Annotated in this window: 20 protein-coding genes and 2 pseudogenes; 9 read left to right on the top strand and 13 right to left on the bottom strand. The window is 54.8% G+C overall.

The annotated features are described in order from the left end of the window. Positions 1–280: 280 nt before the first annotated feature. Positions 281–976 (top strand): annotated as a pseudogene (locus CLV74_RS20510) (IS6 family transposase); the annotation flags it as partial. A 572-nt stretch (positions 977–1,548) separates the two neighbouring features. On the opposite strand, the gene CLV74_RS20505 reads toward CLV74_RS20510, so the two are convergent. Then, complete coding sequence (locus tag CLV74_RS20505) at positions 1,549–3,216, bottom strand: methyl-accepting chemotaxis protein (RefSeq protein ID WP_106268440.1); 1,668 nt, start codon at positions 3,214–3,216, stop codon at positions 1,549–1,551. Positions 3,217–5,514: 2,298 nt separating this feature from the next. Here CLV74_RS20505 and CLV74_RS20500 point away from each other — a divergent pair. After that, a complete protein-coding gene (locus tag CLV74_RS20500; RefSeq protein WP_146134996.1) occupies positions 5,515–5,838 on the top strand; it encodes a hypothetical protein in 324 nt (107 codons plus the stop codon). A 541-nt stretch (positions 5,839–6,379) separates the two neighbouring features. Next, a complete protein-coding gene (locus CLV74_RS20495) occupies positions 6,380–6,742 on the top strand; it encodes a hypothetical protein (RefSeq protein WP_106268436.1) in 363 nt (120 codons plus the stop codon). Here CLV74_RS20495 and CLV74_RS20490 read toward each other — a convergent pair. From CLV74_RS20490 to CLV74_RS22935, 5 genes are all read right to left on the bottom strand, one after another. Beyond that, positions 6,720–7,016 carry a hypothetical protein gene (locus CLV74_RS20490; RefSeq protein ID WP_106268434.1) on the bottom strand — a complete coding sequence of 99 codons (297 nt, stop codon included), beginning with the start codon at positions 7,014–7,016 and terminating at the stop codon, positions 6,720–6,722. The two genes, CLV74_RS20495 and CLV74_RS20490, sit on opposite strands and share 23 nt — an antisense overlap. Further along, a complete protein-coding gene (gene tnpC, locus CLV74_RS20485) occupies positions 7,016–8,638 on the bottom strand; it encodes an IS66 family transposase (protein WP_106268432.1) in 1,623 nt (540 codons plus the stop codon). The genes CLV74_RS20490 and tnpC overlap by 1 nt, the downstream gene beginning before the upstream one ends. Positions 8,639–8,700: 62 nt before the next feature. Further along, entirely contained in the window at positions 8,701–9,048 is a 348-nt protein-coding gene (gene tnpB, locus CLV74_RS20480; RefSeq protein WP_106268430.1) for an IS66 family insertion sequence element accessory protein TnpB, read from the bottom strand. Further along, positions 9,045–9,428 (bottom strand): IS66-like element accessory protein TnpA, encoded by a 384-nt coding sequence (gene tnpA, locus CLV74_RS20475; protein ID WP_106268428.1) that lies wholly within the window; start codon positions 9,426–9,428, stop codon positions 9,045–9,047. The genes tnpB and tnpA overlap by 4 nt, the downstream gene beginning before the upstream one ends. 646 nt (positions 9,429–10,074) lie before the next feature. Next, entirely contained in the window at positions 10,075–10,233 is a 159-nt protein-coding gene (locus CLV74_RS22935) for a hypothetical protein (RefSeq protein ID WP_170108121.1), read from the bottom strand. 44 nt (positions 10,234–10,277) lie between these two features. On the opposite strand from CLV74_RS22935, the gene istA reads away from it, so the two are divergent. Continuing rightward, positions 10,278–11,765 (top strand): IS21 family transposase, encoded by a 1,488-nt coding sequence (istA, locus tag CLV74_RS20465; RefSeq protein WP_106268424.1) that lies wholly within the window; start codon positions 10,278–10,280, stop codon positions 11,763–11,765. Further along, positions 11,762–12,529 (top strand): IS21-like element helper ATPase IstB, encoded by a 768-nt coding sequence (gene istB, locus CLV74_RS20460; RefSeq protein WP_106268422.1) that lies wholly within the window; start codon positions 11,762–11,764, stop codon positions 12,527–12,529. The genes istA and istB overlap by 4 nt, the downstream gene beginning before the upstream one ends. A gap of 823 nt (positions 12,530–13,352) precedes the next feature. Here istB and CLV74_RS20455 read toward each other — a convergent pair. The 7 genes and pseudogenes from CLV74_RS20455 to scpB all read right to left on the bottom strand — a co-directional run. Beyond that, positions 13,353–13,805: a cupredoxin domain-containing protein gene (locus tag CLV74_RS20455; RefSeq protein WP_106268420.1), complete on the bottom strand. Its 453-nt coding sequence runs from the start codon at positions 13,803–13,805 to the stop codon at positions 13,353–13,355. 56 nt (positions 13,806–13,861) lie between these two features. Then, positions 13,862–14,827 carry a YVTN family beta-propeller repeat protein gene (locus CLV74_RS20450; RefSeq protein WP_106268418.1) on the bottom strand — a complete coding sequence of 322 codons (966 nt, stop codon included), beginning with the start codon at positions 14,825–14,827 and terminating at the stop codon, positions 13,862–13,864. 479 nt (positions 14,828–15,306) lie between these two features. Next, the gene (locus CLV74_RS20445) at positions 15,307–15,990 is read right to left on the bottom strand and encodes a response regulator transcription factor (protein WP_106268416.1); all 684 of its coding nucleotides are present in this window, start codon (positions 15,988–15,990) and stop codon (positions 15,307–15,309) included. Then, the gene (locus CLV74_RS20440) at positions 15,987–17,480 is read right to left on the bottom strand and encodes a sensor histidine kinase (RefSeq protein ID WP_106268414.1); all 1,494 of its coding nucleotides are present in this window, start codon (positions 17,478–17,480) and stop codon (positions 15,987–15,989) included. The genes CLV74_RS20445 and CLV74_RS20440 overlap by 4 nt, the downstream gene beginning before the upstream one ends. Positions 17,481–18,120: 640 nt before the next feature. Continuing rightward, the gene (locus CLV74_RS20435; RefSeq protein WP_106268412.1) at positions 18,121–18,696 is read right to left on the bottom strand and encodes a PIN domain-containing protein; all 576 of its coding nucleotides are present in this window, start codon (positions 18,694–18,696) and stop codon (positions 18,121–18,123) included. After that, positions 18,693–19,157: a helix-turn-helix domain-containing protein gene (locus CLV74_RS20430; protein WP_106268410.1), complete on the bottom strand. Its 465-nt coding sequence runs from the start codon at positions 19,155–19,157 to the stop codon at positions 18,693–18,695. The genes CLV74_RS20435 and CLV74_RS20430 overlap by 4 nt, the downstream gene beginning before the upstream one ends. Positions 19,158–19,290: 133 nt before the next feature. Further along, a pseudogene (gene scpB / locus CLV74_RS20425) lies at positions 19,291–19,662 on the bottom strand (SMC-Scp complex subunit ScpB); the annotation flags it as partial. Positions 19,663–19,965: 303 nt separating this feature from the next. On the opposite strand from scpB, the gene CLV74_RS20420 reads away from it, so the two are divergent. The 4 genes from CLV74_RS20420 to CLV74_RS20405 form a co-directional block, all read left to right on the top strand. After that, a complete protein-coding gene (locus CLV74_RS20420) occupies positions 19,966–20,268 on the top strand; it encodes a WGR domain-containing protein (RefSeq protein WP_106268408.1) in 303 nt (100 codons plus the stop codon). Between the two features lie 606 nt (positions 20,269–20,874). Continuing rightward, complete coding sequence (locus CLV74_RS22930; RefSeq protein ID WP_170108120.1) at positions 20,875–21,864, top strand: hypothetical protein; 990 nt, start codon at positions 20,875–20,877, stop codon at positions 21,862–21,864. A 477-nt stretch (positions 21,865–22,341) separates the two neighbouring features. Next, positions 22,342–22,767, top strand: a complete 426-nt coding sequence (locus tag CLV74_RS20410) for a hypothetical protein (protein ID WP_106268406.1) — start codon at positions 22,342–22,344, stop codon at positions 22,765–22,767. Then, the coding region (locus CLV74_RS20405) for a hypothetical protein (RefSeq protein WP_146134995.1) at positions 22,764–23,428 on the top strand (665 nt) is incomplete at its 3' end. The genes CLV74_RS20410 and CLV74_RS20405, both read left to right, overlap by 4 nt.

Below are 23,428 nucleotides of genomic sequence, written 5' to 3'. Positions count from 1 at the left end.
GCTCACACATGCCCAAAAGAGATACGCGACATCGCTTAATATCTCCCACTGAGAGTCAATGACGCTGAGACCTGATCGCAAACAAGATGTATTGTTTAATCTTTAAATAAAAACTGCCAATACAGATAAGGCTTCTACGAACCCTCATGTATCAAAGTGATATCCAAGAAGAATTCAAGAATTTGAAATACAGAATATTTATTTTTCTAGCTTTAAGTAAGCCCCTTGTAGATATGCCTAAAAAATAGGCACATGATCTGGGAGGGGACTGTTGCATTGATCGCCATTCAAACACCACCGCTTCCCGCGCGATATCGTTCTTTGCACCGTTCGCTGGCACCTGAGATTTCCGCTGTCCGACCAAGATGTCGTCGATCTGCTCGCGGAGCGAGGCATTGGAGTTGCTCGTTCGACCGTGTTTCGATGGCTTCAGAAGTTCGGCCCTGAACTGTGCAAACGAACAGAGAAACACCTGTGCCGTGCGAGCGTCGACTGGCATGTGGATGAAACCTACATCCGCGTCGGTGGCAATTGGCGCTCTCTCTGGCGCGCTGTCGATGCCAACGGCCAGATGGTCGACGTCCGGCTCACATCCCGGCGTGATACAAAAGCCGCCAAGTCCTTTCTGAACAAAGCTATTGAACGCGTTCGTTTACACCGGCCGGTGACCATCGTGACTGATAAGGCGCAAACCTTTCGGCGTGTCATTTGTGAAATCAATCAACGTTATGATCCGCGTTTCGACAGCATTCGGCACATTGATCAAAATTAGAGAAACAATCTGATTGAAAGCGATCATGCATCACTGAAACGGTTACGCGGATACCGCCAAAGTTTGCGATCCTTGCGATCAGCGAAGGCGACCCTGAGCGGAATAGAAACGATGCGAATCATCAAACGCGGTCACATCCACAACAAACAGCCAGGTGTCCTCGCGGAGATGCAGTTCATCGCGCAGCTGTTTGACGCCGCTTGATCCTATGGCATTCCACCGCATCGGTCCGTCCTCGGCAGATTAACGCAAAAGTCCCTCCAAAGGCTCTAAGTCCCGCTTCGCCTGATCTTCGCGACGACCGAAAATGAGCGCCACAATCTGTTGAGCCCGCCCTCTTCTAGCTTGTATTTGCAATGCCAAATCGCCGATGTTCGTGTCCAATTCCAACGTAGAGCACACCTACATATTTTGTAAAAAGTGGCCAGCGCCGCAGCGCTGGCCAGTATGCACCTTCTGGGGTTGGAAAAAGAAGGCGTAGTGCACTCACGTTACAAGCATAATTAGAGCGCAGACCGCCATCCACCTATCAATTAGGCGAATAGATATCATTGGTATTGCCTGAGCAGTCCTCTTTAAAGCCAAGGAAATTTCCATTTAAGATTATTTCGAAATTTCTTATTACACAAGAAGAACATTGGGCGCATCTCCGTCAAGCAAATATGGCTCCATTATACACCTTGATATCTTATTATAAGACATTTCGCGAAGTACGTAAAAACGGCGCCCAATCAATCAGGCGCCGCTTCACAACCTGTGTAGCCAAAACTTCTATTTCAGTCTAAGTTGAAACTGAAGCTTTCTGACTTCGCCTTATTAGTCTTGCGCTCCAATAAGGCGTCATTTGTAATCGCCGCGCTCACCGAATTTTCAGAACTCACCACTGAATTCCGGTCCAATTTCTTATCATTGGCCGTGTGATCTTTCCCAGTTGCGCCCGTCGTGTCGGCAGTTTTGAAGAATAGAACTGCATCCGCCAAAGCTTGCGCTTGACTAGACAGCTCTGTCGCAGCTGAAGACATCTCCTCCGAAGCTGCGCCATTCCCCTGAGTTACCACATCCAATTGTTGGATTGAGCGATTGATTTCGAAAGAACCTTCCGCAAGCTTATTCGACGAGGCGCTGATCTCGGAAATCAGGTGTGATGTGCGTTCAATATCTGGAACCAGTTCTGAGAGTACTTTGCCAGCCGCCACTGCGGACTCGACGGTACTTACGGAAAGCGCCGATATTTCAGCGGACGCCTTCTGGCTATTTTCAGCGAGCTTCCTCACTTCGGACGCCACAACTGCGAAACCACGGCCATGCTCGCCCGCACGAGCAGCTTCAACCGCTGCATTGAGTGCCAACAGGTCAGTTTGTCGAGCAATCTCTTGCACAATCATGATCCGCTCAGCGATCCGCTTCATGTCATTAACGGCAGCCGCGACAACCTTTCCTGACTCGGTCGCTCCGATTGCTGCCTTGCGAGCGATTTCATCGGTGAGTTTTGCATTATTCGAGGCAGTGGAAATGTTCGATGCCATTTCATCCACTGATGCCGATACACGCTCGGTAGTACCGGCTTGTTGCGCAGCGCCTGATGCCAAATCTTCTGATGTCGAAGCCATCTGATTTGCTCCAGCCGCTACGTGTCTAGCAGTCTCGCCGACCTGCACAACAATTTCTCTTAGTCGAACCACCATTTCGTTCTGAGCGCGAAGCAGATCCCCAATCTCATCGTTTCGCTTGAATACTGCAAGTTCGCTCAAATCGCCCTGTGCTACGCGCTTCGCAAGTGCCAAGGCCTTGCGCACTGCTCGGTTAAACGAAGTAATAATCATGAAGGCAGCGTAGACACCAAAAAGGGCCACGAGCGTCGCTGCGATAACAGAATAGTAAGTCACATTCAGCTTGGCAGTTTCCGCCTCATCCACAGAATTCATCATCGATCCGGAGAACTCAGCGCGCAATTGATCAACAAGGCTAAAAATTCGCATCGCAACGATCTTTGCATCGGTATGAAAAACTAAGTTAGCATTTGTGCCGTCCCCGGAAAGTTCAAAGGAAATAGATTTTTTATTCAGCTCATGAAGCTCAGTATGATCAAGCGCAATTTGTTCAAGTACTGTTTTGATTTCAACAGGCATACGCCCTGCAAGCGCGTTGATCTCATCAAGAAGCTCCGCACTGCGCTTATCAATTTGGTATTGCAGGCTCGGAATGCGCTCAGGATTGTCTTCATCTAACCCTATTAGAATTTCTGCAACCATCGAACGGATCGTCAACTCGTTTTCCGCAATTCCTTTCACAAACATCAAGTCTTGAGCATCAACGTGGACAATTTTTGCAAATTCACTGGTGACGCTATGAAACCGCTCGACCGACAGACCGATTACACCTCCCAATGTCAAAATTATGAAAGAAAATGTCAAAACTAGTTTTGATTTGATTGTGAAACGCATTTTCTCTCCTTCAGATCTTCGATCAACCACCGACAGATCTACAAATGCTCAGTTCATGGAGGCTGGTTAAATCTTCGGTTAGCTTGATGTACTTCTTCCACAGTCTATCCTAAGATGGCTATACGTCAGGGCTCCGGCCATGATTAGTCCAGTTAAACGAAGGATGTTAGGAGATATCCCAAATGGGCAATGCACTTCCGTTTGGCGACCCCGTGAGCACTTTCGTGTTGGATGTCACCGAATACTCGCTGAGCTAGGTGCGGTTCAACAGGGTCCACATCGATGGCCTGTACCCGAAAACTGCTCCTCCGCATGAGTTGCGGCTGTATGAGGGAAAATGACTGTACGCCGAAAGTACATTAAAAAAGACCCGCATTCGCGGGTCTTGCACTCGTAACTTAGGGAAAATTTTGCCCCACTACGTAGCGATAAATTTACTTTGAATGCAAAAAGTGGCAATAGGCAAAGCGGATTTTCGATGCGCCAGACGCAATCAGCTTGTTGTCGTATGTTGATTTTGCAAAACAGCGCTAACTTTATAAAAATTCAAGTTTCAGAATGTATCTTTTGAGCGCTCTGTGAAAGATATGATAAACAGAGGCTTACTTAAAAAAGTTGAAAAAGGGCATCAGAACAAAAGAGTAGTTTTGCATTTTTGAGATGCTGTAATCAAAAATGTATCGCGATAAATGCAAAGAGAGGTAAGGAATTCCCTACCATACACCTTTGCGAGTACTAACTATTAATAAATAATCTCGTGAGTGGTGGTGAGTCGGACATTAAGTGATTGTATATCGCTTGACTTTCCCGGAGATTGCGGCATCGCAGCTTTTGCAATTACAAATGTCGCAGCAATATTTTAAAGTGCGCCGGCTGAAGTGTATGCTTCAGCCGGTTTTCTTGTGCTATGAAAGTCGCCAGCATCTCTCCAGCAACAAACGAGATGAAATCAAGAAACAAAATACATCAACCTCAGACTCTGTATCCTTTATAGATATCTTAACACTTGAGCTCCCCAAGAGAAATAGAAGCAATATTGACGATTTTTTTATTTGCAACCATTAGCACAGATTCCATTACATATTTTTTTTATGTTAAAATGTCTGAATGATTTTTTTGATCTTTTGAAGCAACAATCACCAAAACTCCTTGCGCTTGGTTAAGCTCTACATTGTTTTTGATGAATACCCTGCCTGCCGTGTCTTGTAAGAGTTAGCTTCTTCCGCTCTACCAACACACGTTCCTTTCGGACGTAAACGAAAGTTGCGCAAATTTTTTAAAGCGTAAACACACACAACGGAATTCTATCACTAAGAGGGTTCGGCCTGCGGCAGAAGCTGAACAAACCACGGGAGGCTGCTCGGAACAACGAAATTGTTGAACGCCTACTTTGCCCGGTTGGGCACGATTGGACGATGCCCAATGTCAAAGGTCTAAGCCGTTAACGTTTCTTTTTATCCGTAGATCGAAGGATTTTCTGTGTGCTCGTCGAGAGGGTGGGCATCACGGTCGAGGGAAGAAGCGAGCGGTGCGCCCAAAAGCTACTTGCCCCATCTAGGGGTTTCCTTACCCAATCCTCTCGCTAGTTTCCCGTTGACGAAGTGAGGCTCGGTTCTTGTCGATTTCGCCTAACGCATCTGAAAGGGCCACGATGCCATCGCGGGTCGCGATGCCTTCTTCCCTTCAAATTATCGATGACATCGTAGCCCTTCTCCATTGGGTCTGCTGTACCCTGGGCGATCATGGTGCAGATGACAGCGACCCAATCCGCCTGGGAAAACGTCACATTGTGAGTGACCGTTGAGGCTGCGCTGCGTGGCGCGAATCTTCAACCGTCAAATTGCAGATCTCTAAGTCACCACCAATGTGTTCGACGGTTTGCCAGTGCCCGCCATTCCCATTCTGAAAGCCGCCGGATAAGTCTATCCGGGAAAGGAGGAGCTCAGCTATTGCCAGATCTGGGCAACATAGCTCTTACAGATGCTTTAATGAAATTTTATTAAGAATCGCTCAACGTCCTGAGGGAATATCATAGTCTGCGCTTTCTAGTGAGTAGGGTTTCCGAACCCAACATTCTGTCTTACACGCGAGCACCGGTCAATGTTGCGACGCATGGAAACCAACTACTGATTTCATTTACGAAATTAAGAATTTCTTAAAAAAATGTATCGCTCCACTGACTGAGAGAATTACATTTCCCTCTATTTCTCCGAGTAATGATGAGTGTTAACAAGCTATTTGTTGATTTAAGGAGCCATGAGGGGTATTTGATGAGGGTTGCAAATAAACGAGATTTTCATGGAAGATTCACACGCCAACATCTCATCAACGGGAGGCGTAGATCCCGAGTTGGCCGATCTGCATTCAGCTGCCATAGAGAAGATCGCCAAAGATCTTCCTCGGATCGTAATGCTTGTAGATGATGGCTGCTGGAATGACGCGCTTAGAATGACGCGTAACCTGCGTGGGATTTCTTCTCTATTCCGCTTTGACGATATCACAGAATCTTTGGAATCTCTTTTTCAGCCACTAGAAACTTGTGATTTTTCAGTTAAGAGTAAATTCGATCTGATCTTGCATCAGGTCGAGGAACGGCTATCTTTACTTTTAAGAAATCTTTAATTCTGTCTACCGTGACCCTCTGTTTTTCCTAAAGCTCTGGAATGGAATTTGTTAGCCTATAAAGTGTTGAGCAAAGCCTCGTCTGATTCCCGAAGGGTAGCACCGAAAGAGCTTTTTTGGAGTGAGCTATCGCTTTTTCATTGATACTTTTACTAACTGTATGCTGGATTGCTTCAGAAAGTTCATTGGGATTCTGTGGTTAGACGATAAAATGCAATCTCGCATCATGCCTCCTTTCCACCGTATTGATCTGCGCGATACCTTTGAAATCTCAGTATTTGGCAAGTATGATTTTCGGTAAGTACGATGTGAAGCATGCCTTTTCGTCCACGAAATTCAGAACTCGTCTAGTTGGTCAATAGTCCAACAAACACCAAAATGACGGTCACAAATATCCATTCTTTTGACTACATCTCTTACGTCGGATGTGGTTACCATGGCTATCTATTAATCACTCCTAATAACGAAAGATCAGATTACAAATACGCTCGCCAACATTCGATAGTTTAGAGGCATACTCTAGAATCGTGAAAGAAGTTCGATGGCAGAGACAAAAGAGAATAGTGACGACATTTTCGGAGAATCTGACCTTTTGGCCCTGGCCGTAGAGTTGGAGGTTACCGGTCGTATGCAATCGGCCCTCATAATAAGCAGCACTCGGGCAAAGAATGCTGGATCTGCTATACGCGATTTACTACAGTCTTTAGAGGTGCATAGGGACAAGCGGCCTTCATACGCGACAACGTCTTCCGAAATCAGCGTGCAACTGAAGAAGATTGAGCGGTTGCTGCTGCAGCAAGAACAGCGCCTTTTGAGAATCGAAAGCCATCTTGTTGACAGCGATCTTTCCACAATTGCGAGTAAACGTAACCGACCGGTTGCTACCGCGGTGATTGGGCCTTGATGCGGGCGACGAGTTCTGCGTCATCGACGAAGTCGTCAAGGAAGTCGTGCCAGGTTTCGGGTGTGCTCCGCGCGTCTCTGAGCATGTCCTTTAGCTCGTCGATGCCATCGTCGGTCAAGGCGGTGATGCTGTCATCAGTGCCCATGTAGACGCTGATGATCGCGCCGTAGCTCAAATTGTCGTCGTTGCAGACGATAGCTTCGAGAAGCTCGGGATCTTCACCAAGCATTTTGGCAACGTAATCGAGGGTGCTGACATGGGTGATGGTAGCCATCAGGCGGCCTCGGGTTGCGTTTCAGGAAGCGGGGACCAGTTCCATGGCAGCAGGTCATCAAGACGATTGATCTTGTGATCGTTGATACGGGCGAGGATGTCCGAGAGGTAGGCTTGTGGATCAAGGCCGTTCAGTTTGGCAGTCTCGATGACGGTCATAGCGCGGGCTAGGGTTTCTGCGCCTGTTTCCGCACCGGCAAAGAGCCAATTGCGTCGGCCAACCCCAATGGGTCTGAGGGCGCGCTCGGCCGGATTGTTGTCGATAGCCACGCGACCGTCCATCAGGAACAGGCTGAGAGATGCACGACGGCTAAGGCCGTAACGGAAAGCTTTGGCCAGATCGCTCTTGCCCGGGAGTGCGCAGAGCTGTTGCTCTGACCAGTCGAAGAACGCAGCAACATGGGTTGCGCTTTGGGCCTGCCTAGCTGCCAGACGGACCTCGGCAGGCTGGCCGTTAATGGCGCGCTCGATGTCATAGAGGGCACCGATCCGGTCCAGCGCCTCGCGGGCGATGGTGGATTTAGTCTTTTCCCAGACATCGTGGAAATCCCGCCGCCAATGGGCCCAACAGGACGCCTCTTGCAACCGTGCAGTGCCGCCCGGGTCCGGTTCATAGAGCTTGGCATAGCCCTTGTAGCCATCCGCCTGCAGTATGCCGCGGGTGTTGGCCAGATGGGTCTGGACGTGTTCTTCTTTCCAGTCCGGGGCAAATCTGTAGACAGCACCGGGCGGGGCAGAGCCGGACCAAGGGCGCTGATCGCGGACATAGGTCCAGATGCGCCCCTTCTTGACGCCTTTGCCAAGCCCCTTGTCTGCCCGGCCGCGGTCCAGAACGCGGATCGGCGTGTCGTCGGCATGAAGAAGATCGCTGGCCATGATATCGGCCTCGATCCGTTCGATGAGCGGGGCCAGAACCTTCATCGCCCGGCCACACCAGTCCACCAAGGTGCTGTCGGGGATATCTGCGCCCATGCGGGCAAAGATCTCGTGCTGGCGATAAAGCGGTAGGTGGTCGTCGTACTTCGAGACCAGAATATAGGCCAAGAGGCTCGCACCAGCCATGCTGCCCGGGATCGGGCGGCTGGGGGCTGGCACCTGGACCATGCGCTCGCACTGGCGGCAGGACTTCTTGGGACGGGCAATCTGCACGACCTTCAACTGGGCCGCGATCATGTCCAGCATCTCGCTGATGTCTTCACCGACGAAGCGCAGCTCCCCGCCGCAATCGGGGCAGCACCTGCCCGGATCAAGTTCACGCCGTTCCCGCGGCGTACTGTCCGAGACACGGGGGCGCCGACGGGATGGGCGCGGGTCGCTGTCATTGATGGGTTCGATCGGTCCGTCGTCCGGATCGGCTTGCGGTTCCAGACTGCCACCTTCGGACGCTGCAATCAGCAGATCCTCGAGCGCCAGTTCCAGCTGCATAATCTCGCGCTCGATCTTCTCGGAGGATTTGCCAAAGACCTGTTTCTTGAGCTTGGCGATGCGCAGCCGCAGGGTCTGGATCAGCTGGTCATGGGCGCGCAGCGTTGCCGACATCCGCGCATTCTCTGTCTGCAAAGCAGCGATCATCGCCTTCAAAAGCGCGGGATCATCAGGGAGAGTTGCGGGTGCATTCGACATGCACCTGACTACCATAGGGCGTTAATAATCGCCATAAAAACAAAGCGTTCCAAAGGGAATATTCAGCCAACGCGCGCCGGTGGCGCACCCCAATCAGGGCGCCGCCAGTCTATTCCCTCCCACAGCATCGCAAGCTGCGCCGAGGTCAACCGTACCGCTCCATCGCCCGAGTTTGGCCACGGGAAACGGCCACGTTCGAGGACTTTGTAATACAGGCAAAATCCCTGTCCGTCCCAAAAGAGCAGCTTCAACCTGTCGCCACGTCGCCCGCGGAAAGCAAAGACCGCGCCCCCTGTCGGCTTCTGACGCAGATGGTCCTGCGCAAGCGCGGCCAACCCGTCGATCCCCTTGCGCATATCGGTGATGCCGCAGGCCAGATATACCCGCACGCCGGTGCCAGGCCCGATCATGCGGCCTCCACAGTCTGGATCACCCGCATCAGTGAGGCCGGTTCGATCAAAGGATCAAAACGCAGGCAGCGGCCATTCGCCAATTGCAGTTCCACCAAAGAGCGGGGCAGCCGGCGATCCACATTCGGCTCAGCCGCAATGGGCAAAGCCTCTTGCAGCTCCAATTCGACAGGCAGGAACAAAGTATCACAAGCCGCTGACAGTAGCCCCTTCTTTCTAAGCTCGTGCCGCCATGTATAGATTTGCTGACGCGTGATGTCGTGGCGCTGCGCAACTTGCGTAACAGAGGCTCCGTCAACACCCACAGCCGTCACGATCGCAAGCTTGTCTTCATCACGCCACCGCCGACGCCGCTCGGCCCCAAGAATATCGCCCCGCATCGAAAACCTCGCATAAGACACGTCATTAACGACGTCGTTATGCACGTGTCTTAAACGATCAACCCAACTTCAGGCAGGCGGTGCCAATCGGGCGGTTACGAGTAAACCGTCTTAACTCACGTCTCGTTCTCACATTTTGCACGCACAAGGCAGTCAAGAATCATTTGTTCTGTATAGGGCTTTGACAGAATTTGATGATTTTTGGTGAACTTTACGGCGTCTGGTGAATAAGATGACAGAAAAACGAATGGTATCCCTCGCTCAGCAAGGCGAGCTGCGACTCTTTCAGTGGTCTGACCCCGACCAAGATTGATATCGAGAAGAGCGAAATCGATCTGTTCAAGTCGCGCGAGCTGTTCGCCAGTTGTGGCAGAGTGCCCAGGTCCAACTACAGCATGTCCAGCGCATTCAACGATGTCTACCAAGTCCATCGCAATAAGCGCTTCGTCCTCGACTATCAGAATATTCACCAAAAATCCCTATCACAGACACTAGATGCGCTTTTCGAACTCCGTAGTTGCATTTAAAGTTCCGTTACCTTGGAACTTTTTCAGCCTGTTTGCCTGAGCGTGCTTCAATGGGAGGGTGAAGTATCCTAGGTTTCCTACATTCTGTGTGAAACTCTGCCTTTGAGGTCTCCGCCCCATCACATCTTGCGGAAGATGCTTGGGCGGATTTGGAACATCTCGCGGTGTTCGACCACCATGGATTCCGAGTGACCCACCATCAGTGAGAACGGCGGTGAGAAAGTCGGCCACGTTAGCGGCGGGATGATCCTGCTGCGGGCGGCGTAAAAGTCGTCCACCTTGAAGTCTTTCTGTTTGCAGGGAGGCTGGGAGGATTTTCACTGTGGACTTGTATCGGAAGGTTAGGCTGGCCTGTGCCGAGGGCATGAGCCAGCGCGAAGCTGCGCGTCATTTCAACGTCTCGCGCGACACTGTAGCCAAGATGATGGCGTTCTCGACGCCGCCTGGATACCGCCGCACAGCGCCTGTGAAGCGTCCCAAGCTGGATGGCTTCACCGAGATCATCGACAACTGGCTTGAGGGGGACCGCGAGGTCCATCGCAAGCAGCGCCACACGGCGAAGCGCGTTTTTGAGCGGCTTCGCGACGAGCATGGGTTCACCGGCGGCTACACGATCGTGAAGGATTATATTCGCGAGCGCGAGCGGCGTGTCCGCGAGATGTTCGTGCCTTTGGCGCATCCACCCGGTCATGCGCAAGCTGACTTCGGTGAGGCGGTGGTCATCATAGACGGCGTGGAACAGAAGGCGCATTTCTTCTGCATGGATTTGCCGCACAGCGACGCCTGCTACGTGCGTGCATATCCGGCGGCGACGGCGGAAGCCTGGGTCGACGGCCACGTCCACGCCTTCGCCTTTTTCGGCAGGGTGCCGGTATCGGTTCTCTACGACAACGACCGCTGTCTGGTCGCAAAGATCCTATCTGACGGCACACGTCAGCGTGCCACGCTCTTCAGCGGGTTCCTGTCGCATTACCTGTTTCGCGATCGCTACGGTCGCCCCGGCAAGGGCAATGACAAAGGCAACGTGGAAGGGCTGGTCGGCTATTCCCGCCGCAACTTTATGGTGCCTGTCCCGCGATTCCCGAGTTGGGAGGCGTTCAACGCCTCCCTGGAAGAGCAGTGCCGCAGGCGACGGGCGGATGTCCTGCGGGGGCATTCGGAGACCATAGGAGACCGCCTCGCGCGAGATCTGGCCGCGATGATCGACATGCCGGCGGCGCCGTTTGAAGCCTGTGATCAGGCTACCGGGCGGGTCAGTTCCCAGGCCTTGGTGCGCTACAAGACCAACGATTACTCGGTGCCCGTGGCATACGGCCATCGCGACGTGTGGATCCGCGGGTATGTCGACAACGTCGTGATCGGCTGTGGAGGTGAAGTTATCGCTCGCCATCCGCGCTGCTACGATCGCGAGGACATGGTCTTCGACCCGGTCCACTACCTTCCGCTCATCGAGCGCAAGATCAATGCCCTGGATCAGGCGGCACCCTTGGCAGAATGGGACCTGCCACCGGAGTTCGCGACCCTACGCCGCCTGATGGAGGCGCGGATGCTCAAGGCTGGACGCCGGGAATATGTCCAGGTTCTGCGCCTGCTGGAGACATTCGACATCGACGACCTGCACGCGGCCATCAAACAGGCCTTGCGCCTTGGTGCTGTGGGCTTTGACGCAGTAAAGCATCTCGTGCTCTGCCAGGTCGAGAAGAGACCGCCCAAGCTCGACCTTGATATCTACCCTTACCTGCCGCGCGCCGAGGTCGGGACAACATCCACGGCAAGCTACATGTCGCTGCTGTCGGAGGATGCCGCATGACCGAGGCCCCAAAGATCCTGCTTGCCCACCATCTGAAGACATTGAAGCTGCCGACATTCTTGCGGGAATACGAGAAGGTTGCGCTTCAATGCGCTGCCGAGGGATTGGATCATGTGCAGTTCCTGGCGCGGCTGGTCGAGATGGAACTGATCGACCGTGAGCGGCGGATGATCGAACGGCGGATTAAAGCCGCCAAATTCCCGGCCACCAAGAGCCTGGACAGCTTCGACTTCAAGGCGATCCCCAAGCTGAACAAGATGCAGGTGTTGGAACTGGCTCGTTGCGAGTGGATCGACCGGCACGAGAACGTCATCGCTCTCGGCCCCAGTGGCACTGGCAAGACCCATGTCTCCTTGGCGCTCGGCCTCGCTGCATGCCAGAAGGGCATGTCGGTTGCCTTCACCACGGCGGCGGCGCTGGTCAACGAGATGATGGAGGCCCGCGACGAACGACGCCTGCTTCGTCTGCAAAAGCAGCTGGCCGCCGTCAAGCTCCTCATCATCGACGAGTTGGGCTTCGTGCCACTCTCCAAAACCGGTGCAGAACTCCTCTTCGAACTGATCTCGCAACGCTACGAGCGTGGGTCCACGATGATCACGAGCAACCTGCCGTTCGACGAGTGGACATCAACCTTTGGCACGGAACGCCTGACTGGCGCACTGCTTGACCGGCTGACCCACCACGTGAACATCCTCGAGATGAATGGCGAGAGCTACAGGCTCGCACAAAGCAGGGCCCGCACGGCCGAACCGAAAACACCCTAACGGCCTGTCACCCCAACGCAACGATCACTTACACTCAGCACTGTGCTACTTCGGGCGAGATTTTGGGGGCAGCTACGGCCGGGCTACGCCCGACCTCCGCTGCCCCCAAAATCATGGTCTCTACATGCCGCAAGCGCACCCCCATGACTGGCCTGATATTGCGCTGCCACGTGGCCGGATCTTACTCCGGCGTTGACAGCATCGCGAGACGCGGCATGCGCTTATCTGAAGTGCCCAATTCAACCATATACGCAACAGTTGGACAGGGAGCTTCCTGATGGTAATCGACGCGGGATTTGCGCCAAAATTCGAACTTTGAAAGCGCAACCGCTGTGTCGATCCCTTCTCGTGGGACGCGGAGTGCGAGCGTTTTTCCCTCCAAACGCGCAAATACTAGGCCGGAATCGAAACTGAATTGATGCCATTCTCCCTCTGAAGTAAGCGCCTTCTTCGCCTTTTGAAGGCGCTTACTTGCTCGGCCTGTCCCCGAGCAAAACGTAAACATTGCGGATGTGTGAAACGAAACCGATCCCAATCTCAGACTCCCAGAATAAACATTGCAATCTGAGAGTTCCGCGAACTGGTTAAGATATCGTTAAGAGTGCGCGCTCGTGGGAGCCAGCTGTAGATGAAATTCGCGCTGCAAAGGGTAGCGCGGTGCATTTGGTCAGCCATGCCTAGGAGTTGATCGCAAGATCTACAGACTGACAGGCGTTGCTGTCAGTGGCGTGAGAGTGAAAGCTGTCCAAATACCGGTCAGCCCTCAATAATTACTTGGTGAAACACGGGGTAATAGGCCCTCGCGTTCAGATTCACCCAAGGATCATTCTATCGTGATCTCCAATCTCTGGGAGTCCCCGGTGGAGCCCGGAATTTTGATGTAATAGGAACCGGGCTTGATTGCTATGAAGCCTATTTCCATTTCACCCGCTTCGTCAAACTCAATGGAATCAAGACCCAAGGGGCGGATCTCCAAGCCTTCGACGACAATCTCGTCGATCCAGATGGCGCGGAAGAACTCGGGGCCGACCAAGGCCAGTTCCTGACTGCCGTCGCCCTGAATTTCGAACTCATAATAGCTGCCCGATTTCAGCACCCAAGGGGCCTGTGTCAAAGGCATGCCGGCGCTCAGCTGGATGGGCTCTAGATCGTGTTTGTTCTTGGCGGACAAAAGGCCTGCCATGCCGAACTGTACGTCTTCATCATCGTCGTCGTCCGCCATCGCGGCGCAGGGCAGGAGCGCGGCGACCGCCAGCATGGTGATGAACTTTTTCATAAGGTCTCTCCCGTTAAGATGGTGTCTGGCCTCTGTCGGGCCGTTTTAATCGACAATCAGTTGGTGGGGCGGAAGGCGGCACCCCAAGGAAAGCGGCCGACCTTGATGGTCTTGAGCGCTTTGCGCTTTTCCACGTCGACGACGGTCACGTCGCCGGAAATCCCGTTGGTGGTGAAAAGGCGCGATTTGTCTGCGTTAAAGGCCATATGCCAGACACGGCGGCCCACAAGGATGTAATCCTCAACCTCATAAGTCTCGGCGTTCACCACGGCGATGTGGTTCGATGGGCCAAGGGCCACATAGGCAAACTTGTCCCCTTCACCCAGTTCAAAGCCCACCGGCTGGATGCGGTCGGGGTGGATGTCAGGCATCTCAAACCGGATTTTCGCCTTTTCGGTTTGGGTCGCCGTATCAAAGACCGAGATACTGCCGCCAATCTCGGCGCTGACCCACATTTCCGCGCCATCCTTGACGAATTCAGCGTGGCGGGGGCGGGAATCGACCAGCGTGTTGGCGAACAGCTCTTGGGTCTCAGTGTCGATCCAATGGGCCATGTTGGTGGTCTCGGAGGTCGTGATCGCGATCTTGCCATCGGGCGAGACCGCCATGCCTTCGGGCTCGATTCCCACGTCGATCTGGGCAACCACGGTGCGGCTTTCCACATCTACCACGGTGGTGATCGCGTCATCTTCGTTAGCGATGTAGAGGTGCTTGTTGTCGGGGTGCAGCACGAATTGCTCTGGGTCTTCGCCCGAGGGCAGATCATGCAAGATTTCGCCCGTCGCGGGGTCCATCACCTGCACCGCATCGCTGTCAGATGCGCAGATGTAGAGGTATTTGTAGTCGTGGCTTAAGGTGATGCCACGGGGCCGCTCGCCGGTCTCATAGGTGTGGGTGACCTCCATCGTTTCGATGTCGATCACGCTGACGGTGTCGTCCTTTTCGTTGGTCACCCAGATTTCGTCGGCCAGAACAGGCTGCGCGGTGATCGCTGCAAGCAGGGCAAGAGTGGATACACGCATGGTCATTCCTTGAAGGCTTAGCTGACATTCACCTTAAGCGAGGTTTGTGAGAACGGTCTTGGAAGAGTCTGAGGGTTCTCTGAGAAGTCATGAGACTATGGTCTGAGCATTTAAAAACGTGGTGGAGGTGTTTGGGTCGCCTCAAACAAATGAAGCCGCTGCAAAGAACAGGGAAGTCTTTGCAGCGGCTACGACGGCAGGGGAGTTTCGGGATGCACCGCCGTGGAGATTTGGTTGCGGTCCGAAAAGCAAAGGGTTGGCACACCGGAAAAGTGGCAGTCGTCTAGGGGAATGAAAGCTGCCCCTTTTGTGTCCGATGTCTCGTGATGCGCCTAGTGGACCCCGCTCATGGTCCGGCCTGTGCGCAAGAATGCCCCCTGCTTTTCAGAACTCACATACACAGCATAAGAGGGCTGTCTGAGAGCCGTCTTTGAGAAGTCTGAGAGCTTTGTGAGAACGGGCTTAGACCAAGGTCGTAGTCAGTCGTGCTCCGATAGGTCGAGCCGAAAGCCGAAGCCGCGCACGGTTGTAATCCCGACAGAACTTTCGGCGGCGCGCAATTTGCGGCGCAGATAGCTGATGTAGACATCGACCACATTGGTGGTGTGGCTTTCGTCATCCCCCCAGACCCGCTCAAGCAGGCTGTCGCGGGACAGGGCCTGCCCCCGTGCCACGGTGAGCGTGTGTAAAAGGGTGTATTCGCGCATTGTCAGTTCAAGCAGGGTTGTGCCGCAAAGGGCCTGCCGTTGTGCGGTGCGAATGCGTAGGTCGCCAAAGGTCAATTCATCCTGCGGGGTGTATCCGGTGTTGCGGCGGATCAGGGCCTCGATCCGTGCGATCATTTCGCCGGTCGAGAAGGGTTTGGTCATATAGTCATCGGCCCCCAGTCGCAGGCCGCGGATAATGTCGGCCTCGCTGTCGCGGCAGGTCAGGAACAGGATGGGCGTGGTCACGCCCCCTTCGCGCAGACGCTGGCAGATTTCAAAGCCGGAGAATGTGGGCAGCATGGCGTCAAGGATGATCGCCTTGTGATGGCCGCTGCTGGCACTCATCAGGCCGACCTCGCCGTCGGTGGCCAGAACCGGATTTTGCTGCGCCCCACGCAGGGCTTCGCAGATCAGTCCACCAAGCGAGGGATCATCTTCGACGACAAGGATACTCATGATTGGGTCTCGAAATATGGGGTGCGGGGCAGTGTGATGTCGAACTGAGCGCCGCGCGATGTTTCCTTGATTGCGATCCGGCCTTGGTGATCCAATGCGATCTGCTGTGCCATGGCCAGCCCGATCCCCGTTCCGCCCTGATAAAAGCTGGTGTCGCGGTCAAAGACCACGTTCCCTTGCGATACGCCCGGCCCCTGATCAACGATGCTGACGCGCACGCTTTTCTCGATGGTATCAATGCTGATGGACAGCGGTGCGTCCGGCCCTGCATAGCGTAGGCCATTTTCGATGATGGCGTCGAACATGCGGGTCAGCGCTTCGCGGTCGCCTTCGATCTCATAGGGGCCGTCGCCGTCGGTGGTCAGGGTGATATGCTCGCCTTGGGGCAGAGCGGACAACTCGGCCACGCGGTTGTCCAGCAGTTCGGTCAATTCAAGCAGTTGGTTCTTGCGCAGCAGTCGCCCATCATCCGAGCGGGACAATTGCAGCAGGTCCGAGACCCGCCGCGTGACTTGATCGATTGCCTCTAGCGCCGCCAGCCGTTTTGCGCCCCCATCGGGCAGGGCCTCGACCGAGCCACGGGCAATGGCCAGCGGGGTCTTCAGGCTGTGCCCCAGATCAGCCAGAAAGCGGCGGCGGGTCTCATCGATCTGCTTCAACTTTGAAGCGCTGAGTTGCAGGGCCGCTGTCCGGTTTTCCAGTTCCCGTTCGGTTGCCGCCTTTGCGTCAGACACAGACTTGATGTGGTTGGCGACCCGAGCCAAGGCAGGCGATAGGGGGTCGTGCGCGTCGGGTGGCGCAACGGTGCCTTGCTCTATCATTGCCATCAAGGCATGGTTGCGCCTGTTGTCAGCGTGTAGTCGTTGCCGTCTGGCCGTCACAAGGGCCGCGATGCCGGAAAGTGCCGCGAGGGTCAGCAGCAGGGAAAGCCGAAAGCCAATTGCTTTCTGGGCGCTGGAAATCCTGTCGGTGGCGGCGCGGATTTCGGCCCGCTCATCCAGCTGGATGTCGGAGACCATATGCGAAAGCGTGGTGCGTTCGACTTCCAGATGCTCAAGCAGCACGGTTGCATCCGTCATGATGTCTGCGGACTGGCGTACTTTGATCAGGCGCCGTGCGGCCACAAGTGTTTTGACGGTGGCATCGCGCAGGTGGGCCGGACGCATCAGTTCTGCGGCTTCTTCGGCACGCTCTTCGTCCTGAACAAAGCCGACTTCGGTCTCGGTCATCTGTTCCAGTGCGCCAAGGGCGTGCATGGCGTCCCGTTCGAACTGGCTAAGCGCTTCGGTCGCCTTGTCCACATCGGGCTCTAGAATGGCCTTCAGCAGCTCATTATGCAGACTGCCGCCAAGGGTCTCTAGCACCGCAACCTGCGCCGAGGCCTGAGTGATCCGCGCTGTCAGATGCTGTACCCGCTGGCCGTGCAGATAGGACAGGATCGCAGCGCAGGCGATGGACAGCGCCAGAACCGTTCGGAATACCCAAGTCATTCATGCGCCTCCATACAGAATTGTACCAATCACAGTAGTCATATCTGAGAGACAGTGCCTGAGCAAAATCTTCATGGTCATTGGTGCACAGACTTGATAATACCTTGCTCTTTTCTGACAGTTTACGCCGAAGCGTGGTGTAGCCTTCCCCTACCAAAGTCCAAGGCACTCCATGTGATGATCCTGCGCTGACGATTGTTCCGCTGCCGCAAAGAGTGCGAGGTATGTCGATGCTCACAATGCAGCATGTTCTCCACTGTAGGGTCGGTCATGTTAATATTTTTTCTTCAGGACCGAGCTTCAGTTGTGCAGTCAAGGTGTCCAGAAAAATGCCTGAAAAGGTGGATAATCGCGAAGTTTGTGGAAGTGAAATTGAAAGGTGATTGAGTGTTGGATGTCACCGAGAACTGACCCAACGGGGGTGCGGACAAAAACTTCACGCGAGCGAGTGCCGAACTTCCGCAGCAGGCAAAATGTCTTGTCGAGGAGAACGCTGAACGCCTTGAGACATTCTTTGATGCTCCTCGGGCTTCAACTGCATTTTACCACGGACCGCTTAGCACGTCCGGCGGGGCCTAAAGTCGGCCACAATCGCCGATAGTACTTCGTGCCTCTGCTTTAGCATCCACCGGTCGTCTCCTCACAGGAACGACTGATACTCGTCCATGAAAGTTGCAACCTGCAATAGGCCCTGCGCTTCTGACTTGTGAATCAAAGCCGCAACATCGAGCGCCGGGTTCTTGAAGCGCTCCCGCATGCGACGCAGGGCCAGAATGGCCTCTGAGGGATCCAGCTCGATTGTATCGGCGATGAAGTCGTCGGCGGAAATCGCCTGTATGGCGTGCGGGTCCAGAACTGCGGAAGGAAAGTCGGCAAGATTGTCCGTCACGATGACTGAAGCAGACGTCGCGATGGCCGCTGCCAGTACGTGGTTGTCGTTGGGGTCGGGCAACACGAGCTTGTCTTCGAACATCTCATAACCAGTCACCAGAGCATCTGGGAACGCCGCTTCGATTGCAGCCCTTTGCCGGGAACCATTGGTTTCGCCCTTGGTAATCTGGATGATTGCCTTCTGGGTCTCGTCAAGAATGCGACTGCTCCACCGAGGCCGGAACAAGCCGGCCTCGGCCAGGCTCAGGAGCATGTTTCTGCGAAGCGCTCCGCCCAGGACGCAGGCATCGAGGAGAGCCGTGAACCGATCAGCGTATCGGCTCATACAAGACCTTCTTCCGCATCCATTGCAGCAAGGTCACTCAAAGCATCAGAGCGAGACGCGTCACGCTTCTCCTTGTAGGCAAAGAGGTCATCGGCACGAACACGGCGATGACGGCCGGTCTTCGCAAACGGAATCTCGCCTTCCTCGAGAAGCTTTACCAGGAACGGGCGGGACACATTGAGAAGGTCCGCCGCCTGCTGCGTGGTCAGCTCTGACTCGACGGGGATCATCCGAAACCCGCGACCGCTCGACACAAGCCGCAGCACTTCGAGCAGCGAAGCCGTCAGGGCGGGCGCAAGCGTCACGGTGCGAACTTCGCCGCCTTCCAGGGCGAGCGACAGCTTTGTCGGTTCGCCTTCCTTGATCTGGGAGGCGACAATCGTTCTGAGTTTTTCGGCGTTCTTGATCTCGACCTCGTCGGGCAAACGATCAAAGAACGCCTCTTTTCTGAGGGCGTTCATCTTCTCTCTCCGGTTCTCTCGTCTCGTGTTGGATATAGGCTATCCCTCATTCGAAACAATCGCAACACTCGAAATATTCGAAATTCGCTAAGATCATGTAATTAGTTTACATGACGCGAGCACCGCATCGCTCTCATGAAGAACCGGCCACGCCCGCATCGACCAGCTGCTCCCGATCAGGAAGATCTATCAGGCTCTCCATCCCGAAGGCGACGAGGAACTGATCTGTGGTGACGAAGGTATAGGGCGCCCCGCGTCGAGGCGACCGTGGCCCGGTCCCGATCAGGCCGCGCGCATGCAGCCGGCCGATAAGGTCGCGGCTAATTTCCTTGCCGAAGATGTCCTTGAGCCCTTCGCGGGTTATTGGCTGGTGATAGACGATGGCCGCCAAAACCGCGACGTCGAATTCACTCAGATCGAGTAACTGGTCCCCGACATCCGCCGCCGCGCGGATCGCGGGCGCGTAGGCCGCCCGAGTCCGGAATATCCAGCCGCCGGCGACCTGAGGGGAGTGGGCAAAACCTGGGGGTGTTTGTCTATGATGGTGATTTCACAGGAGAGGAATTGCCATGGATGTGCGGATTATCGTCGAGACGACATTTGAGAACGGAACCACGAGGACGAGGCGACTGGGGCGGCATCGCAAAGTAATTCATGCTGCAAGGCTCCCAAAGGTCGCGACCCCGTCCATATGCGCTTTGCGAAAAAGAAAGAAACATTGATCTATCACAATCCTGAATCCGGCCGGTGCCATAGATTCAGAAATTGAATTGGACTGGGGCGGGCATAGTCTTCGATACTCTCAAACATGGAACCTATGCCTGCCCCTCTTTACCTAACCCGATCAGACCCAAGGCGGAACATGGCGCGTTTCTATGCGCTGTCCCTCGAGCCCACACTGTTTGGAGAGGTCTCTTTGATCCGAAACTGGGGTCGGATCGGTGCGCGTGGCCAGATACGATGCGAGACATTTGAGCAGCCTGAAGCTGCCGCCGCAGCGTTCGAGCATCTGCAGATACTGAAGCTGAGAAAGGGGTATCTCCCGAAAACAGCAATTCATGCGACCGCAAATGGTACTGAGTGTGACGATGTAGTTTACGCTGATGATTAAATCCCGCCGCAGTGCGGCGCTTTCGTTTCAGCGAGAGAATTTGCCACCTATCGCACATGTGACTCCGGCTTTGGCCTACGCGCTCCTATGAAACAATCAGACGGCATTATAAGTGGTGCCCGGCGACCAAACGGACCAAGGGCTTTAAGCCCTAGAGCCCTCCCAGAAGGCACGATGGGATATTTGACCCGCCCGGATCTGCACGCAGCTATCACATTGCTACATTGCGAGCGCATTTGCGGTCCCTTATTCTGGGAATATGGTTATCGGGCGCCCGAATAAGCGGGCGACATGGAGGCTGCAACCTCCACCCCGCCCTGACCACAACGTGTCAGTAGGAGACAACGTCATGGCTATGGCCTCCCTAAACGCATGCGCGAGCGTTCGCAATATCGCGCCCTCTCTTGGACATCCGGGATCAACACCTCCGCCTGAGGCAATCAGGCGGCATTTGCAGCCTTAATTGGACCCGCTCTGCGCGCTCGGCACAGGCCACTGCCCTCCGGCAGCGGTCCGTCCTGCTGCATCCAGCGATCTGACTTTCCCAAGCTATTTGGCCGTTCTGGCCGTGATCTCACTGACCTCAGATTCCGAGGAGGATACCCTATGCCCAAAGGCAACACACCAGCACCCGACTACATCATCCTGCCCGAAAGCGGCCTGCGCCTCTACCTGCCCCGCCGCAGCAGCCATGTTCCCGCAGAAGAATGGATCCCCTACACTGGCCCGATCCCGAAGGACTGGCACACCATCGCAGAGGCCAAAGGCTTCACCATTCACAGCCGCATTCGGGACAAGTTCCATCTATGCCTCCAGTGTCAGACCTGCGGCGCCCTCACTGCCCAGAAAGTCTACACGCTGCGTACTGCACAACCTGCCTGCGTTGCCTGCCAATGTCAGGCTCGCGAAGCCCTTGCGCAGGCGGCAGGTCTGTCCTTCCTGCACCGGGATCCTTCGAACCGCCACTATGGGATCTTTCGCGCCCCTTGCGGGCACAAGATTTCCCGACAGTTCACGTTTCTAGAGCGTATCGCCGCCGGCGAAGTCGCCCATCGCTGCGAATACTGCCTTGAGGATCGAGACCGCGCTGAGGCCCAAAGCATCGGCTGGAACCTTCTGTCCAGAGACCCCGATGACGCCAATTATCGAATCTACCAGCACGGCTGCGGCCATGTTCAGCGCGTCGCCCGCGCGAATATGCACTGGGGTCAGGTGGACTGTGCAGGCTGCGGGCAAAGCTGGACCTCGCGGCCGTCGAACATCTACCTGTTGCAACTGACGTGGCCCGATCAGGATCATCCGTGGATCAAACTCGGCTTCAGCAACCATCCCGAAAAGCGCTTCCGCCATCAGTTGGGCTTGTCGGAGGATGTAGATGTAGAACTGCTTCGGAACGTGCCGTTCGAGACCGGACATGAAGCCTGCTTCGTGGAGAAGAAACTGCACGCGACCTTGCGCGAAGCCCATCCCGATCAGGTGGTTCCCCGACAGGAGCTGGAAGACCGGATCAACGTGGTCTCCGAAGTCTACCGCCCAGATCGGCTGCAAACCATCCTCACTCTCTTTGATCGCGTCGTGACCAAAGAGGCCAGTTAAGACTTCCTCTCAAGGGTCGCGCGTTCACCCGCGCGGCCCTTTTGATTCTGGCATGCTGTGAAACGCTGTCCTGAGTTTGGCGAACCGACGCGATTTGACCGCGATCGCGCCGCCTTCCGAGACGCGCAAACACAGGTTTTTCCGAAATACGCCCCACCCAATTTACTGCCCACACCTGCGCCAAACGGCCTCTCGGGCGGTGCGCGTGGTGTCTTTTATCAAGAAGGCCGTCAGGGCCGCCGCGATAAAAGCAGGGGTGACGGTTTACCGTCGCCATACCCTGCTTGGCAGCGATTTACGGGTCGATGCGCATGTCGATCCGACGACTACCCTGAGTATACCTCTTCGTTGACCATATTCGAACCCTGTGGCGCCCGAAAATTTAACTGCTCCAGTAAACATCAGATTTTTCTAAGTTTTTCTGAGTTTTTTCGCTAATCGATTCTACACTCATGGAAAGTTGAATGCGAGTTCACCATGAGTAAAAGCACAGACATCACCCGCGCCAAAGAGGCGTTAGAGCATCTAAAGACACAGCCCCCCAAACGCGGCAGTCCGCTGATGGATCTTGTGCGTGAGCTTGTCGAAGACATCCGCACAATGATGCTAGAGGGGCATACTCTGACAGACATCGTGGCTGCCCTGAACGCAAACCGCGACGCAGATCAGCAGATCAACCTGCAGACCTTCCGGAACTATCTCCAGAAGGCCCGTGCTGAACAGGGTCTCGCGCCAGCGCAGCCCAAGCGCGCGCAGGGAGTGCAGACAAGCCCCGCAAAAACCAGCAGCAAATTTTTGCGAGCCGAGCCAAAGGCTCAGCCGCAATCCCGCCCTGACGCGCAAGAGGCGTGCCAGACTCAACCCGTGAAGAAAAGCCCTTGTGACATGAAAGGTGCAATATGAAGAGTGTAATTTTTATCCATGGTGACAAAGGAGGCGTGGGCAAGACCCAATGCGCCACGCGAACTGCGGCAGCTTTTGAAGCCGCGGGGCGACCGCTCACGCTTATCGACGGCGACTTCAAAAACCCAGGCCTTCACATGCTGTTTGAAGACCGCACCACATGCGCGGACCTACGGACGGCCGCGGGCATGGAAGAGATGCTCGAAACCATCGTCAGCAGTCCCGATGACGTGCTGATTGACCTGCCCGCTGGTGGGTCGGACGCAACCGCGAAGATGACCTCTGACGGGTCTGCCGAGGGCATGATCGATCTTGCATTCTTGCTAGATCAGATCGACGCCCGCGCGGTGATGCTCTTCGTGATCGACCAGAGCCGCGAAGTTCTTGCGGCGCTTCGCGACGAATTGGAGGTCTTCGCAGGCCACCAACCCGACTGGGTTGTGGTGCGGAACCATTTCCAAGACCGGCCCTTTACCCTCTTTGAAGAGAGCAGAACCAGACAAACCCTGTCGGAAATTGGCGGACAGGTCGCCGACATGACGCGCCTTGATCCTGCGGTGGTCGCGTTCATGGCCAATACCGGATGCAACCTGAACACCATTCACGACCACGCGGACGCCAGTCTGATCCCCAAGATGCGCGCTGCCTCTGCCTTGCGCAC

It is taken from the genome of Donghicola tyrosinivorans, assembly GCF_003003355.1.
In the GTDB taxonomy this organism is placed as follows: Bacteria; Pseudomonadota; Alphaproteobacteria; order Rhodobacterales; family Rhodobacteraceae; genus Donghicola; species Donghicola tyrosinivorans.
This window is presented reverse-complemented; position numbering and strand designations above follow the sequence as displayed.

Excerpts from the sequence above, each read along its gene's own strand:
- tnpA (WP_106268428.1), bottom strand. The coding sequence starts at position 9,428 with ATGCGGGGCGATATTCTTGGGGCCGAGCGGCGTCGGCGGTGGCGTGAT.
- tnpB (WP_106268430.1), bottom strand. The coding sequence starts at position 9,048 with ATGATCGGGCCTGGCACCGGCGTGCGGGTATATCTGGCCTGCGGCATC.
- CLV74_RS20410 (WP_106268406.1), top strand. The coding sequence starts at position 22,342 with ATGAGTAAAAGCACAGACATCACCCGCGCCAAAGAGGCGTTAGAGCAT.
- CLV74_RS22930 (WP_170108120.1), top strand. The coding sequence starts at position 20,875 with ATGCCCAAAGGCAACACACCAGCACCCGACTACATCATCCTGCCCGAA.
- CLV74_RS20455 (WP_106268420.1), bottom strand. The coding sequence starts at position 13,805 with ATGAAAAAGTTCATCACCATGCTGGCGGTCGCCGCGCTCCTGCCCTGC.
- CLV74_RS20445 (WP_106268416.1), bottom strand. The coding sequence starts at position 15,990 with ATGAGTATCCTTGTCGTCGAAGATGATCCCTCGCTTGGTGGACTGATC.
- CLV74_RS20495 (WP_106268436.1), top strand. The coding sequence starts at position 6,380 with ATGGCAGAGACAAAAGAGAATAGTGACGACATTTTCGGAGAATCTGAC.
- CLV74_RS20430 (WP_106268410.1), bottom strand. The coding sequence starts at position 19,157 with ATGAACGCCCTCAGAAAAGAGGCGTTCTTTGATCGTTTGCCCGACGAG.
- CLV74_RS20440 (WP_106268414.1), bottom strand. The coding sequence starts at position 17,480 with ATGACTTGGGTATTCCGAACGGTTCTGGCGCTGTCCATCGCCTGCGCT.
- istB (WP_106268422.1), top strand. The coding sequence starts at position 11,762 with ATGACCGAGGCCCCAAAGATCCTGCTTGCCCACCATCTGAAGACATTG.
- CLV74_RS20420 (WP_106268408.1), top strand. The coding sequence starts at position 19,966 with ATGGAACCTATGCCTGCCCCTCTTTACCTAACCCGATCAGACCCAAGG.
- CLV74_RS20435 (WP_106268412.1), bottom strand. The coding sequence starts at position 18,696 with ATGAGCCGATACGCTGATCGGTTCACGGCTCTCCTCGATGCCTGCGTC.
- CLV74_RS20500 (WP_146134996.1), top strand. The coding sequence starts at position 5,515 with ATGGAAGATTCACACGCCAACATCTCATCAACGGGAGGCGTAGATCCC.
- tnpC (WP_106268432.1), bottom strand. The coding sequence starts at position 8,638 with ATGTCGAATGCACCCGCAACTCTCCCTGATGATCCCGCGCTTTTGAAG.
- CLV74_RS20505 (WP_106268440.1), bottom strand. The coding sequence starts at position 3,216 with ATGCGTTTCACAATCAAATCAAAACTAGTTTTGACATTTTCTTTCATA.
- CLV74_RS20450 (WP_106268418.1), bottom strand. The coding sequence starts at position 14,827 with ATGCGTGTATCCACTCTTGCCCTGCTTGCAGCGATCACCGCGCAGCCT.
- CLV74_RS20490 (WP_106268434.1), bottom strand. The coding sequence starts at position 7,016 with ATGGCTACCATCACCCATGTCAGCACCCTCGATTACGTTGCCAAAATG.